The sequence below is a fragment of the Yinghuangia sp. YIM S10712 genome, from assembly GCF_051388935.1.
Classification (GTDB): Bacteria; Actinomycetota; Actinomycetes; order Streptomycetales; family Streptomycetaceae; genus Yinghuangia.
The window spans coordinates 1-13,313 of record NZ_JBPKBI010000043.1; the positions used below are offsets into that span (position 1 = coordinate 1).

At 69.8% G+C, this 13,313-nt stretch carries 12 protein-coding genes and 5 pseudogenes; 4 read left to right on the plus strand and 13 right to left on the minus strand.

Annotated features, from left to right (window positions below; all coding sequences use genetic code 11):
* Positions 1 to 68 precede the first annotated feature (68 nt).
* From ACRX5W_RS32570 to ACRX5W_RS32585, 4 genes and pseudogenes are all read right to left on the minus strand, one after another.
* Positions 69 to 368: pseudogene (locus ACRX5W_RS32570) on the minus strand (DUF899 family protein); the annotation flags it as partial.
* A 414-nt stretch (positions 369 to 782) separates the two neighbouring features.
* Positions 783 to 920, minus strand: a pseudogene (locus tag ACRX5W_RS32575) (transposase); the annotation flags it as partial.
* A gap of 101 nt (positions 921 to 1,021) precedes the next feature.
* Complete coding sequence (gene ppk2 / locus ACRX5W_RS32580; protein WP_436792006.1) at positions 1,022 to 1,999, minus strand: polyphosphate kinase 2; 978 nt, start codon at positions 1,997 to 1,999, stop codon at positions 1,022 to 1,024.
* Positions 2,000 to 2,253: 254 nt separating this feature from the next.
* Positions 2,254 to 2,745, minus strand: coding sequence for a hemerythrin domain-containing protein (locus tag ACRX5W_RS32585; RefSeq protein WP_436792007.1), 492 nt, complete (start codon positions 2,743 to 2,745; stop codon positions 2,254 to 2,256).
* A 97-nt stretch (positions 2,746 to 2,842) separates the two neighbouring features.
* Between ACRX5W_RS32585 and ACRX5W_RS32590 the strand changes: the two are divergent.
* Positions 2,843 to 3,052 (plus strand): annotated as a pseudogene (locus ACRX5W_RS32590) (transposase); the annotation flags it as partial.
* 21 nt (positions 3,053 to 3,073) lie between these two features.
* Here the strand turns inward: ACRX5W_RS32590 and ACRX5W_RS32595 are convergent.
* The 5 genes and pseudogenes from ACRX5W_RS32595 to ACRX5W_RS32615 form a co-directional block, all read right to left on the minus strand.
* Positions 3,074 to 3,508: a nuclear transport factor 2 family protein gene (locus ACRX5W_RS32595; RefSeq protein ID WP_436792015.1), complete on the minus strand. Its 435-nt coding sequence runs from the start codon at positions 3,506 to 3,508 to the stop codon at positions 3,074 to 3,076.
* Positions 3,509 to 3,586: 78 nt separating this feature from the next.
* A pseudogene (locus tag ACRX5W_RS32600) lies at positions 3,587 to 4,293 on the minus strand (SulP family inorganic anion transporter); the annotation flags it as partial.
* Between the two features lie 222 nt (positions 4,294 to 4,515).
* Positions 4,516 to 4,668: a hypothetical protein gene (locus tag ACRX5W_RS32605; RefSeq protein ID WP_436792008.1), complete on the minus strand. Its 153-nt coding sequence runs from the start codon at positions 4,666 to 4,668 to the stop codon at positions 4,516 to 4,518.
* Positions 4,669 to 4,771: 103 nt separating this feature from the next.
* On the minus strand, positions 4,772 to 7,369 hold the full coding sequence (locus tag ACRX5W_RS32610) for a hypothetical protein (RefSeq protein WP_436792009.1): 2,598 nt from the start codon (positions 7,367 to 7,369) through the stop codon (positions 4,772 to 4,774).
* 471 nt (positions 7,370 to 7,840) lie between these two features.
* Positions 7,841 to 8,230, minus strand: a complete 390-nt coding sequence (locus tag ACRX5W_RS32615; RefSeq protein ID WP_436792017.1) for a hypothetical protein — start codon at positions 8,228 to 8,230, stop codon at positions 7,841 to 7,843.
* Here ACRX5W_RS32615 and ACRX5W_RS32620 point away from each other — a divergent pair.
* Positions 8,141 to 8,332 (plus strand): annotated as a pseudogene (locus ACRX5W_RS32620) (hypothetical protein); the annotation flags it as partial. The gene ACRX5W_RS32615 and the pseudogene ACRX5W_RS32620 sit on opposite strands and share 90 nt — an antisense overlap.
* Before the next feature lie 93 nt (positions 8,333 to 8,425).
* Here ACRX5W_RS32620 and ACRX5W_RS32625 read toward each other — a convergent pair.
* Together ACRX5W_RS32625 and ACRX5W_RS32630 are read right to left on the minus strand one after the other, a co-directional pair.
* Positions 8,426 to 9,268, minus strand: coding sequence for an SAM-dependent methyltransferase (locus ACRX5W_RS32625; RefSeq protein WP_436792016.1), 843 nt, complete (start codon positions 9,266 to 9,268; stop codon positions 8,426 to 8,428).
* 554 nt (positions 9,269 to 9,822) lie between these two features.
* Positions 9,823 to 10,677, minus strand: coding sequence for an NAD-dependent epimerase/dehydratase family protein (locus tag ACRX5W_RS32630; RefSeq protein ID WP_436792010.1), 855 nt, complete (start codon positions 10,675 to 10,677; stop codon positions 9,823 to 9,825).
* A gap of 136 nt (positions 10,678 to 10,813) precedes the next feature.
* Between ACRX5W_RS32630 and ACRX5W_RS32635 the strand changes: the two genes are divergently transcribed.
* Entirely contained in the window at positions 10,814 to 11,662 is an 849-nt protein-coding gene (locus tag ACRX5W_RS32635) for a helix-turn-helix transcriptional regulator (protein ID WP_436792011.1), read from the plus strand.
* Between the two features lie 233 nt (positions 11,663 to 11,895).
* On the opposite strand, the gene ACRX5W_RS32640 is transcribed toward ACRX5W_RS32635, so the two are convergent.
* Entirely contained in the window at positions 11,896 to 12,291 is a 396-nt protein-coding gene (locus ACRX5W_RS32640) for a hypothetical protein (RefSeq protein ID WP_436792012.1), read from the minus strand.
* 440 nt (positions 12,292 to 12,731) lie between these two features.
* Positions 12,732 to 13,112 (minus strand): hypothetical protein, encoded by a 381-nt coding sequence (locus ACRX5W_RS32645; RefSeq protein WP_436792013.1) that lies wholly within the window; start codon positions 13,110 to 13,112, stop codon positions 12,732 to 12,734.
* A gap of 15 nt (positions 13,113 to 13,127) precedes the next feature.
* Between ACRX5W_RS32645 and ACRX5W_RS32650 the strand changes: the two genes are divergently transcribed.
* Positions 13,128 to 13,313, plus strand: a 186-nt coding sequence (locus ACRX5W_RS32650; RefSeq protein ID WP_436792014.1) for a hypothetical protein, incomplete at its 3' end; no start/stop codon positions are given.

Genomic DNA, 13,313 nt, shown 5'->3' on the forward strand with positions numbered 1-13,313 from the left:
ACCCTCCATGGTCATGGGGGGTCAATTTTCGGAAGGCTCCTGGGGGTCAGTCTTCAGGAACCCGCGACAATCACCCAGGTACAGCCCTCACACTGCTCGGCGGCGGGCCGGCCGGGCCACCACATGAAGTAGTAGGCGATCATCTGGCGTCGCCCCTCGAACGCGTCCAGCAGCGTCGTGGGTCCGTCCGGACCAAGCAACAGGCTGTCCGCAGGCACCTCGACCACAGGCAGCCTGCGGCGGGCAGCCGCGATCGCATCGCCTTCGCGGGTGTGAGCCTTCTCCCTGGCCCGCAGTTCCCCCAACTCCTGCTCGAAGACCGTGCGGTCGACGACCGGCGGATGCGCCTGGCTCGGGTTCTCGGACATCGGGGCTCCCATGGATCGCTTCGTCGTGGCCGCGGTGACAGGCGAGCAGGTCGCTCCCGGACAACGCGGTTGCCAAGAAGCGATCGCCGTCATGCCCCGCAGTTGCCCGCTCACGGCTCTGCGGATGCACACGGCGCCTCGATGCGGCCGCGGCGCGGCTGCTGACGTCAACTCAGGTCCTGTCCAGGACTCGATCCCGGGGCGGGCGATGCGCGGGACGATGCCGCGTGCCCAGCGCCAGGCGAGGACGTCCGCGGAGTGGTATGCCTTGTGGGCCGCGCGGAGCCTTCCGGGGCGCGGGACGGCGAAGTCCGCGCGGGGACCGGATCGACGGAATCGCGCGAACCAGCGGCTTCAGATGCCGTGTTCGCGCCAGACGCACCGACGACCAGCGGCGGTCGATCTCACCGCGTGACAGCCGGTTCAGCACCGCCCTGCGCAACCGCACCCCACACACCCGCCTTCGTCCACGCGGTGAACCGGCGGTGCGCTGTCGGCGCCGACACCCCGAACGACGGCGGCGGATCAACGCCACGCACACCCGCTCGTCAACGCGGCGAGCCGTTCACGGCCTGCTGTCCGGCAGTTACCGGTGGTCAGGTCGTCGCACCGCGGTTGAGCACGCAGCGGCACACCAATCGGGACGTACGGTCTCAGGCGGGCCGGTGCATGGCGGCGGGTTCGGGGTGTTCACCGGGACCGGTGTGGCGGGAGGCCAGGGGCGTCGGCGACAAGTCGGTGGTTTCCTCGCCTGGTTCCAGGAGGGTTTCGGCGGCGCCGACGATCATGGGGTCGGGTTCGCCGACGGCGTCCGGGTCCTTGCTTGTGTAGTCGTAGCGGTAGAGCAGGCTGCGCATGGCCTCCAACCGGGCCCGGCGCTTGTCGTTGCTCTTGACCACCGTCCAGGGGGCGTGGGGGGTGTCGGTGGCGCGGAACATGGCGACCTTGGCGACGGTGTAGTCGTCCCAGCGGTCGAGGGACGCGAGGTCGGTGGGCGACAGCTTCCAGCGGCGCACGGGATCGACCTGGCGGATGGCGAAGCGGGTGCGTTGTTCGCCGCGCGAGACGGAGAACCAGAACTTGACCAGCTTGACGCCGTCCTCGACAAGCATCCGCTCGAATATCGGGCACTGCTCCAGGAATAGGTCGTAGTCCTGCTGTGTGCAAAAGCCCATCACGCGCTCCACGCCCGCCCGGTTGTACCAGGAGCGGTCGAAGAAGACGATCTCGCCCTGAGCCGGCAGATGCGCGATATAGCGCTGGAAGTACCACTGCCCGGCCTCCCGCTCGGTGGGCTTGTCCAAGGCGACCACTCGGGCGCCGCGCGGGTTGAGGCGTTCGGTGAACCGTTGGATCGTCCCGCCCTTGCCGGCCGCGTCGCGCCCCTCGCACACGACGATCAGGCGCTGGCCGGTCTCTTTCACCCATCGCTGCAGTTTGAGCAGCTCGATCTGCAGCGTCCGCTTGCGACGCTCGTACTCGGCACGCTGCACTTTCCTGTCGTACGGGTGGTTCTCCCGCCACGTCTGGACCGGACGGCCGGACCCGTCCAGCAGTATCGGTTGTTCCGGCCGACTGTCGTCGACCACCAGCCCGTCCAGCAGACTGTGCTTCCCCTCGACCTCGGCCACCACCGCTCCCGTCCTCCGCCGCCGTCCCCCTGTCCGCCCCGCCAACCCGCGCCAAGCCCCGGCGTGCCCGTGTCACCTGCGACGACCCACTCGACCTCCGGCCCCGCCACAGGTCCGGCACCGGATGCCGCGGCGCTCAGGAGCGACGGTCCCCCGCCGTGTACGCGTGGCCAGTGTCTGACAGGCGCGTTGGCCTCGGGTGCGGCTTGCGGTCATGCGGGTGTGATCCCCACGCGGACGCCTCAGGCGTCGGCTCAGTGGTCGAGAAGGCGACGGATGTACGCGATGTCGCCGCAGTTCTCCTTGAGATGCCGCTCGCGTTCATCGGAGAACGCGGCGCCGAGTTCGTCACGGCGTTCCCGGGGAACGTTCTCGCGGGCGCCGTTGAGGATGGTCCGCTCCTCCTCGTCGGTGTGGTGGGCCACTGCTTTGGCGAGCTCTTCGAGCCGCTCGTCCCACTCCTCCGAGCCGACCTCGGACACCTCCAGCAGCGCCAGCAGCGCCCGGTTGGCTTCCTCGTGCTCTTCCTCGCCGTGCTCGACCTCTTCGTCGTCGATGTGCTTGAAACGCTTGAGGGCCGGATATACGGCGGTCTCCTCCGCCAGGCCATGGGCGATCAACAGGTCGGCGAATACGGACAGCGCCCCGGCCCGATCCGCTTCGATGCTGCGCATGCGGCGGAAAAGGTCCTCCATGCGCCGATGGTCTTCGAGGATGATGCGGACGACATCAGTCTGAGCAGCCACGCGGGTCCTTTCGCAGTTCACTTGGTCGCCCGCCTCTACCCGAATGGAGCACACGCACACCGCGAAATCGCTGCCTTGCGCTCCGCCTCGTCCGCTCCGGGCACGCGGCGTCGTCCCCCGCATCGCCCGCCCCGGAATCGAGTCACCCGAATGCCTGGGCGGGCACCGCTGGAAGATCGAACGAACCTTTGCGTGGCTTTTCGGCTACCGCCGACTCACAGTCAGATATGAGTGCAAAGGCGACCACTTCACAGGCTTCCTCACGCTGGCCGCAGCTCTGACCTGTTACAAGAAGCTCGCTCAATGATGGTCGATGTGAGACGTCCTGTCAGGCACTTACTGGATCCACCTTCACGTCCGTATCCCCGCCATCAGCAAGAAACGCTGCGTGCGCCGCGATGATCTTCCAATCCCCTGATTCGCCACGGATCCAGGTCCGCGTATAGCGCATGCGGGCGACCATCGGCTGACCGCCGACCACACCTTCCAACACTCCGAGGAACCAGGTGACCCCCAGGTCCGATGTGGCCAGGACCCGCAGCTCCTCCTCGTCGACACGGCTCAATACCTGGTGACCGGTTCTGTGTGCATCCAAATCATCCTGTTTGGTGTAAATATTGCCATCCGGGCCGGTGAACCAAGCCGCGTCGTCGATCAACTCCGTCAGTTCTCGGACATTCGATGCCAGCTGGGCGGCTTGCAGCCGTCGCTCGGCGTCGCGCAGGCTTTCCGACAAATCAGGGCTCAAGTCATGGTTCGACATGGTCTCACTATGCCTGCGAATGACCTCGAGCTGAGGGGCCTCTCGTTTTCCGGACAGTGATCTGGCGGTGCACCGCGGAAGCAACGGCGCCGGCACGCGGGGGAAGAAGTACGCCGTGGCGAACAGCAAGAGCAGCACCCCCGCGCTGAGGACGACGGTCGCCGTTTCCGCCTCGGACAGCCGCCGCAGGAACGACCACAGTTAGGGGAAGAAGCCCTCGCCGTCGACCGGCACCCCGGTCAGCTTGGCAAGTTGGTCGGCGATCATGAGCAGCGCGACGCCGGCGAGGTAGCCGATCAGGACGGGGCGCGAGAGCAGGTCGGCGACGAAACCGAGGCGGGCGGCCCACGCGATCAGGCACAACCCCCCGATCACGACGGCGAGTGTCCCGGCGAGGACCGCGTAGCGCCCGGCGTCCCCGGCCGCGAGCGGTGCGACCACGGTCGCGGTCATCAGGGCGGTCGTCGATTCCGGCCCGGCCGACAGCAGCCGGGAGGACCCGAGCACGGCGTAGNTTCCGGCCCGGCCGACAGCAGCCGGGAGGACCCGAGCACGGCGTAGATCCCGATGGCGGGCAGGATCGCCCACAGCCCGGCGACCGGTGGCAGGCCGGCGATGCTGCTGTAGGCCATGACCTGAGGCACCAGGTACGCGGCGACCATCACACCGGCGACGACATCCCCGCGAAGCCAACCAAGCCGATACTCCCTCAGCACGGCGACTCCGGGCAGCCCGGGAACCAGACGGCGCGGGCTCTGCCCGAACGAGCCAGGATGCGGAGTCATGCATCTCCTTCCACCGCGTTGCCCCACGGCAACGCTTCGAACCTGTGGCCGTACGACGGAGCCCCATCGGACGTCCGCCGCCCGCGGCGCCTCGGTCCGGGGCCGAAGATCCGCCGGCAGATGCGAGGCTTCCGACCGAACACTCCCCCGGCGATCGCGGGCGGGCGTCGCGGGGGTTCGGCGAGCACAGGTTGATCGTTCGGAACTGCGGTACCGGGCCGGTCAGCGCCCCTTCGGGGAGCAGCCGGCCTGCGGCACCCGCCGCTGACCCTCTCTGCGGTTCAGCCAGACACCGATCGGTACAAAGACCGCGGTGGTGCCGGGGTCCCAGGCCAGGGCCCGCAGAACGTCCTTCTTGCGGCCAGTGGCCTTCACGGCGTCGACGAAGGCTGCGTCCTTTCAGGCGTTCGCAAGCGGCGTACCAAGGCCTCCGTGATCACAGGCAGTTCATGCGGCCCGGACCCGCACGTGCCCCGGGTCAGCGGACGATGGCAGCCGTGGTGGACAGCAGTTCGGGGATGGTGCCGGTGAAGTCGGGGAGGAGGCGTATCGCGACGGCCCAGTGTTCGGCGTCGGCGGGGTCGAAGCCTGCCTCGGCCATGAGGGTGAGGGTTTCGGTGCGTGGCACGGCCATGTGCTCGGCGGCGGCGTCGCCGGTTGGGGCGTCTCGGGTGAGGTACTCGACGACGGCGCCTGCGGGCGCGGCCAGGGTGAGGAGGTCGGTGGCGAGGAGGCGGCCTTCGCTCAGGGCGGTCGGGAGCCAGTCCATGCCGAGCATGCGGGCGGGCAACTTGGTACGGGCGAGGAACGCGGTCAGCAGGTGCCGGGGGCAGCCGGGTTGGGCTGCCAGGGCTGCCAACAGACGGGCAGGCAGCGGTTGTTCGCCGTCCGAGGCGACGAGGTAATTCCACGGCAGGGGTATGCCGTACTCGGCGTCGAAGTGCTCCAACCGCTCGTCGGCCTTGGCCGGGCGGTCCACGAGGTAGTGGGCCACGGCCTCCGGAGTCCGCGCGGCGGCCAGGGCGTCGCGCAGGGAGGCCAGACCCGCCTCCGGGGTGGCGGCAGCGAGTGCGGTGCGGAGGGCTCGGTGGGTCGCGGGCGGGAACGGGTGCTTGGCGCTCGGGCGGCGGCCAGGGTAGTCGGTCTCGTCCAGCAGTGCGGCGACGGCGTCGGGGCCGTGGCGCTGCCACAGGCCGATGGCCACGCGGAGTCGACCGACTTCGGTGTGCAGACGGGTACGACCCAGCATCGCGCGGACGAGCTCCGGAGAGCCGGAGTCGAGCGGGGCCAGCAGCCAGTTGCGGCGGGTCGACGGGCTGGTCCGGGCGAGTAGGTCGACGAGGGCGGAGCTGATGGGGACGGTGTGGTCGCCGCCGCCGCGGGGCCGCCCCGCGCAGATGCGGATGCGTTCGTCCTGGGTGATGGCGCCGAAGTCGTAAAGCGAGGCGTTGACGTCCGGGTCGTTCATGTCGAGCAGGGCGTCGACCACGTCGGTCGGCATCTCCCAGTGTGCGGCGTTGGCGACGGCGGCCTCGGTGCCCAGTACGTCGCGAATGTGCGCGCGGACCGCCGCCGAGAGCGGGTAGTAGACGGTGAGCTGCTGCACGGCCCTGAGGTCGAGCGCGGGGATCACGGCGCGCTGCACGTGCTCGGGGGCGGCGGCGAGGAGGCCGTAGAGCCGGCGGCGCGCGCCTTCCGGCGCCTCGGCGGGGAAGCGGGCGGCCAAGTCTCGGGGCCAGGCCACGGGGGTGCCGTTCACCCGTGCCGTGGCGGCCTGTTCCACTGCGGTGGCAACCAACTCCCGGCAGGTGCCGGGGAATCGGACGGCGAGCTTGTACAGCGAGTTCCACGCGTCCGGGGCGTCGCCGAGGGGTTCGATGAGGCGTGCGACGGCCGGGGCGAGGGCGCGGGGAAGATGGCCGCGGTAGGCGCCGGATCCGGCGAAGGAGGGAGCCGTGGTCGTGCCTGCGGCGCCGGCTTCAGCCGGACGCGGTGACATCCGGTGCAGCGCGTCCAACACCGCGCCCGCCGGGGTGACTTCGCGCAGCACGTCGTCAACGGCGAACCGGCCGCCCTTGATTCCCCACACCAGGAGGTCGACCAGCTTGCGCTCATCCGGGACCTCGGGCGGGAGCACCGCGGCGAACGGTACCGGGCCCAGGCGTTCGCCCGCGAAGCTGCCCACGCCTCCACGGACGGCCTGGTACACGAGTTCCGTGGGACATCCGGCATGCCGGGTCAGTTCGATACCCGCTTCGGAAGCGTAGGGGTGCCGGATGTTCTCGCGCAGCACCGCCGCCCAGTCGACGCCGCCCGGCGGGGTATCGGCCCGGCCGCCGAAGCGCAGGCCGACCATCCAGGCGTCGTGCTCGGGCCGGGGTTCACGCCGGCCGCTGAGCCGCACCCGGGCGTCGCGAAGTGCGGATGCGGGGTCTTCGGCTTCGGCGGCCTCGTGGAGGAGCGCAGCCATTCCGGGATGCAGAAGTTCGTCGTCGTCGTCGCGGAAATCCTTTGCGATAGCGATGATTTCCGATCGCGCTTCGGCGAGTGGGGCGAGCGCGACGATCCGCGAGGCGCAGTCCACGACGATCCACGGCGGCAGGCTCGCCGCCAGCAGCGCGACCGCATGTCGGACGAGATCCGGGAACGGCGCGCGCAGCGCCGACCGCAGGCGCCAGAACGTTTCGTTCTCCAGGAGGGGCTCGACCACCTCGCTGTACCACTCCTCGGAGGCGGGGTCGGCGGCCTCCCACACGGCCTCCCGTACCCGCTCACTGTTGAACCGGTTGGCCAGCAGCGCACGGGCGATCACCGGGTCGCCCTCGCGGGCGAGTTGCACGGCGGCTTCCTCATCCAGGTGTTCGTTCCGGGCGAGCCGGGCTATCAACTCCCGGTCACCCGAGGCGAGTACGGCCTCGACGGCGCGCCGCGGCGGCGCTGCATACGTCGCGTCGAGCACCTGGAGAGTCTCCGCGCGCAGCCGACTCACGAGCTTGGCGGCGGTCTTCGCCGGCGCGAGGACGTACGCGGTGACGACCGCGGCATGCAGGACGGTCGGACTCTCAAAAGTGCTCACTTGGACAGCAACTCCTCGCCGGGACGGCGGCGTCGCGGCCGGGCCACGCGGCGCCGCTGCGCTCAGCGTAGAAGGCCGGTCGGACGACGGAGGCCAAGGGGCACCACACGTGGACGGCGCCGGGTCGAATCGGCCGCGAGCGGCGTTCCTCGACGCGCGGCCGACACCGGCCCTGTGGGCCAGGGCATGAAGCGGCTCCGGACGGTGAGATCGGTGGCGCATGCACCTCGGACACCACAACAATTCTTGTCGCGGCGGGTTGTATCCATCCGGCGGCCGCACTGGTTGCCGTTGCGCGCATGAGATCCTCCATGGAATGCGGTCTCGGGCCGCTGAGCGGTCCGAGACCATCTGATGACGCTCCTTGCGCCTGCCACGCCAATAAGGCGTGCACGCGCAGCCCTGGTTCTCGTCCGGGACGGCTCGTCGGGTTTCCGCCGAGCGTCGGTATCGACCCTCTGCGGGAATGTTTCAGCCCCGTTCGCCGTCGACGAGGTGCGTCACACCCTCACCCCGTCGGCAGGTGCCGGCGACGTCGACTTGAGCGAGGGCTTCCTCGATGCGAGCGGCGACCATGGGCATTTCGCTGACCTGGTTCATGAGTTGCGCGGCGGCGTTGACGCCACCCGCCGAGGGTTCGCCGGTGGAGTCGTCGTGTTCCGCGTTGGCGGCGATGTGCTGCTGCATCATGGCGACGACGTCGGTGATGACGGAGACGAAACCGTCGGCCTTGCCAGGGCCCTGTCGAATCACGGCGCGGTCCTGCTGGAGATGGGACACGGTGAGGAGGCCGAGGCATCGGCTCAGGAGGCTGTCGACCTCCTGCGTCCTCTTGCCGCGTCCCGTTCCAACGCCCACCATGAACCCGACCTCGCCACGGCCTTACACCAGCTCGGCCGCATCCTACGGAGGCGGGACCGACCGAAGACTGCCATAGAGCCCGCAATGGAGGCCGTCGACATCTTGCGCCGCCTCGCCGCAGGCTATCCCGCAGTTTACGGAGGCACATACGCGGGAGCACTGATCGAAGCGGTCGAGGCTCGCGTGGAAGCTCGCCTACACCTGCCCTTCGCCGCCGAAGCCGCGGCAGAAGCAGTGCGGATCTTTGCGGGCGACTCCGCCGAATTCGAACCAGTCGGTGCTCTCCTGGACCGGACCGTCGCTGCCGTCCGGGCGCCACTGTGACACCTCGCAGAGCCCGGGGGCGAGGATGTCGACGCCGGCGCTCTCGATGAAGGCCGTAACCTCCTCGGGGGTGCGTACACGACCCCACTGACCGGCGTGTGCTTCGAGGGCGAACGCGGTCCGCTGTTCGCGTATCTCGGCGTCGAGGGACACGAGGTGCGACACGGCGATGAAACTGCCGGGCGCCAGGCGGTCCACGACGCGCCGCAGGAGCGCGCCGGGGTCGTCCCGGTCCGGGATGCTGTGCAGGAGCGAGACGAACAGCGCCCCGACGGGGCGGTCGAAGTCGAGGAGCTTGACGACGTCGGGGTGCGCCATCAGCGCGTCGGTGTCGCGGACGTCGGCGCTGATGACCGTCGTGGACGCGTTGTCGGCGAGCAGGGCGCGGCCGTGGGCGAGCACGATGGGATCGTTGTCGACGTAGACGACCCGCGCCTCGGGGTGGACGGACTGCGCTATCTGGTGGACGTTGTCCTGGGTCGGCAGGCCGGAGCCGTGGTCGAGGAACTGCGTGATTCCGTACTCCTGCGCGAGTGTGCGGACGGCCCGCTGCAGGAAGCGGCGGTTGTTGATCGTCATAGCCCGGCTGCTGGGGTCGATCGCCAGCATCGCGTCGGCGGTATCCCGGTCGACCTTGAAGTTGTCCTTGCCACCGAGTAAGTAATCGTATACGCGGGCAACGCTGGCTACCGAAACATCGATTCCGGTCGGCACCCAATCCGCTACCGGATCGCCTGCGTGTTGTTCGGACACTCTTACCCCCGAGCACTCTTGACGCTGCGTCAGCCATTTTGGCGATGGTCTCGGAGAGCCTATTTCACAGAAGCACCACCGGTCACGGCGACGACACTCCGCACGCCTGCCGGGCGGACGGCGAACTCATCGTCGCAGGCACCCACCAAGGCCTCGACGCCGCCCGCGACCGCGGCTGCACCGGCGGCCGCCCGAGCGGGCACGGCGCTGATGGGGGTCACGGGCCGCCCGACGCAACGCGGCCCCGCAGATACCGGCGGGACCGTTGCGGGCGTGCGAGCAGAACGGGACCGGCCGCACCAGCTGACCCGACCGTCCCGCTTCCGATGCCCGCCCGGCCCTGGCCCGGCGGGCATCGGCGTGTACATCTCGGCAGGGGTCCCGTCGACCGGACCTGTGTACCCGTCGCCGGCGCGGTGGCGATCGGGCTGTACCCGGTGGCGGTCGTGATCGGCGTGGCGGGGGTGGTGCCGGTGGGGCGGATCAGAGGGTGGACCAACCTCGCGCAGCGACCGTCACAGGGCTCCGGCGTCCCGGGCCGTCCAGACGCTCGGATAGATCGGCCGGAAGCCGAGCTCCCGGCGGATGCGCTGGTTGGACATGATCCCGAACCACGGGTCGGGGTCCGCGAGTTCGTGGAGCCCGGCGGGCACTTCGACGCCGTTGAGTTGGTACAGCTCGACCGTCGTGACCGGGGCGTCATCGGCGATGTTGTAGATCCGGCCGGCGATGCCCGGCGCGTACAGCAGACGCATCAGCCCCTGGGCGACGTCCGCGTGGTGGGCCATCTGCAGGCGCTGGTGCGGCGCCCAACGGTCGGCCCAATGCAAGGCGTTGGCGAGGTGCGGGTCGCCCTCGCCGTAGACGAAGGGGAGGCGCCCGATGCGTACGTCCAGGCTCTTGAGCGCCAGCAGTTCGCGCTCGGCCTCGGCCTTGGACTCGGCGTAGGCGCCCCACATCTCGCCGCCCGGCCGGCTCTCGTCCTCCTCGGTCAGCGGGCGGCCCCGTCCGACGCCGTACACATTGCCCGTGCTGACCTGCACGAACCGCTCCACGCCGGAGGCCTGCGCGGCGCTGCCCAAGGCCACTGCGGCGGTCCGGTTGACGGCCCACGCCTCCTCGTCCGGCACCCCGCGGAAGGAGGCGGCGATGTTCACGACGGCATCCACGCCCACGAGCGCCTTGCTGAGTGTCTCCTCATCGCGCATGTCTCCTACGGCGACCTGGGCGCCCAGCTCCGCGAAGCGCTCGCCGCGGGCCACGTCACGAACCAGGACTCGCACCTGCTCGCCCGGCTGCCGCTGGGCCAGCAGCCTCGGCACGAAGCGGCGTCCGACCTGTCCCGTCGTACCGGTCACCAAAGTCAGCATGATGTGCTCCTCACGCACTGTGTCGCCTGTCGTTGACGACCAGCCTCGGCGGATGCGGGAACGACCGGGAGAGACCGCTTCATCAGGGGATCGGAAGTCCCTGGATATGCCGGCCGGCCTCCCGCACCCTGGAGAAGTGAACCGAGCCGAACTCGCCGACTTCCTGCGCCGCGCTCGCGCCCGCCTGGACCCCTCCGACGTGGGACTCACGGCCGGAGCCCGCCGCCGTACACCGGGGCTGCGCCGCGAGGAGGTGGCCCAACTGGCCGGCATGTCCGTGGACTACTACACGAGGCTGGAACAGTCCCGGGGCCCGCGCCCGTCCCGCCAGATGCTCACCGCGCTGGCCCGTGCCCTGCGCCTGACGGAGGACGAAGCCGACCACCTGTTCCACCTCACCGGCGAGCAGCCGCCGCGTCGGGAGGCGACCAGCACGCACGTGCGCCCGGGCCTGCTCCTGGTGCTGGACCGGCTGCACGACACCCCGGCGATGGTGGTGACCGACTGCGGCGAGGTCCTGGCCCAGAACGCGCTGTCACGGGCGCTGAGCGGAGACGTCCTCGCCCGCCCGCCCCGAGCACGCAACATGATCCGCCGCTTCTTCCTGGACCCGGCGGTCCAGGAGCTGTTCCCGCCCGAGGACCGCCCAGCGCGCGCCCGCGAGCAGGTCGCCAGCCTGCGAGCGGTGGCCTCGGCCCGCCCCACGGACCCCGAGCCCGCCGCCCTTGCCGCCGAACTACGCGCCGCGAGTGAGGAGTTTGCCCAACTCTGGGACGAACACGAGGTCGCCGTACGCCGCGCCTCCACGAAACGCTTCCGGCACCCTGCGATCGGCATCCTCGAACTCGACTGTGAGGTCCTCATCAACTCCGACCACAACCAGCAGCTCGTCATCCACACGGCCCGCCCGGGCACGGAGTCGTACGAGCGCCTGCAGTTGCTGCGCGTGGTGGGCTTGCAAGACCTGACGCCGACGGGCTCCTGACCGCATGCGCGCCTTCGAGTTCGCTTCCTGCCCACCGCACTTTGCCCACGATCCCGAACTCCTGGACCACCTGGGGCCGACAACGGCACAACATCTGCCACCAGCACAGGCAGGCAGACGACCACCCCTACTACCGAGCACTCAAGCCCCTGGGTCTGCCGCGACCGCGGCAGCGCGTTCGCCGAGGCCGCCGAACGTGCGCTGGTCGAGACAGCCGTGGAACTTCGGCGTCGTCACGCGGCGGTTGCCACAAAGGCGTTCAGGGCCTCCGCGGTGGCGCGGGCGTCGTCAGCCGCGCGATGCAGGGACAACACCGCAGCTGGCTCCGCCGTACGCCGCCCCGCCGCACTCAGCCCCTCGGCCGCCTCCGCCAGCAGTTCGAGGACAACGACAGCGAACTCCGCGCCTTCCCCGTCCAGTTGCTGGGGCCACTCCGCAGACAGCGGACGCAGCGCCGACAAGCCCGCATCCGCGGCCTGCTCGACCGCCAAGCCCTCCAGGCCGTCGAACGCGGCACCTGCCCGGGCGGCCGCAGCGAACACGGCTTGCGCCGCCGGAACCAGCACGTTGTTGTCCGTGCTGCCCAGGCCCGCACGGACTCGGTCCTCGGTGATCTCGAAGGGATTCATCGCCATCTCCGGTCGGCTCAGTCGGAAGATCTCCCGACCACCGTGTATTCACGCCACAACGAGCACCACGCTCACAACTGGATCTGTGGATAACTACGGTGCCGTCACCCGATCGGTGGAAGCCGCCGCCCGGGCCGCGACGAACCCAGCGGTATCGCGTGTCTGTCGATGGCCCCTATCGGACAGACGCTCCCGCCCTGGCGGCGTGATCACCCGCAGTCGGCACCGCCGAATTGCGACTGCCACCGCTGGGCTTCCTGGGACATGGCCGGGAACCCTGGCATTGCGCAAGGAGTGAAGGTGCGTGGCCGCAGTCGACGCTCGGCTCTGGACTGACACGGCGGTGCAGGCCGTCTCACAGATGCTCGTCCCCGGATGGCCTCTGGGGGTGAGCATCCCATCGGCGTCCCGCAGTCGACTCGGAGCCGCAGCAGTCCTCATTAACCCATGCGGAGCTTTTCTCCGCCGTCCGCAATCAGGTGCCCCGCTGCGTCGTACGCCAGGAGCAGGGCGTGGTCGGTTCTGGTCACGGCGATCGCGAAGTTTCGGGCGCCGTCGACGCGACGGTCCTCAAGATGGCCTGACGGCGTCGGGTCGTACGCCGAGGGCGGCAGGGGCAGATGGCCCGGTGCGTACACCGGTCCGCTCCCGGGCCTCGGAGCGGGCAACAGGGGGACGTCGATCGCTTTCGTCCCCTCGACGGGGACGAACACCAGACGTGCCACCTGCGGGCCGACCTGCCCGCTGACGACGACCAGCCCGCTCGTGCCTCCGGGCCCGCCACCGCCGAAGTTGAGCTGTCGGCCGCCGACCGGGTCCACGGCGCTGAAGCAGGCTTGGAGCGGCTGCGGCCCTTCGAGGAACAGTCCCAGCACATTTGGGACGAACTGCGCCAGCAGAGCAATGTCGACCTGCGGTCGGTGCGCCTGGTCGGCAGCGACAAAGCCACCGTGCGCAAGCTCGCCATGGACGTCGCCGTCGACGGCCGTGAGGCATCGGCGCTGAGTGTCATGAGCCAGGGC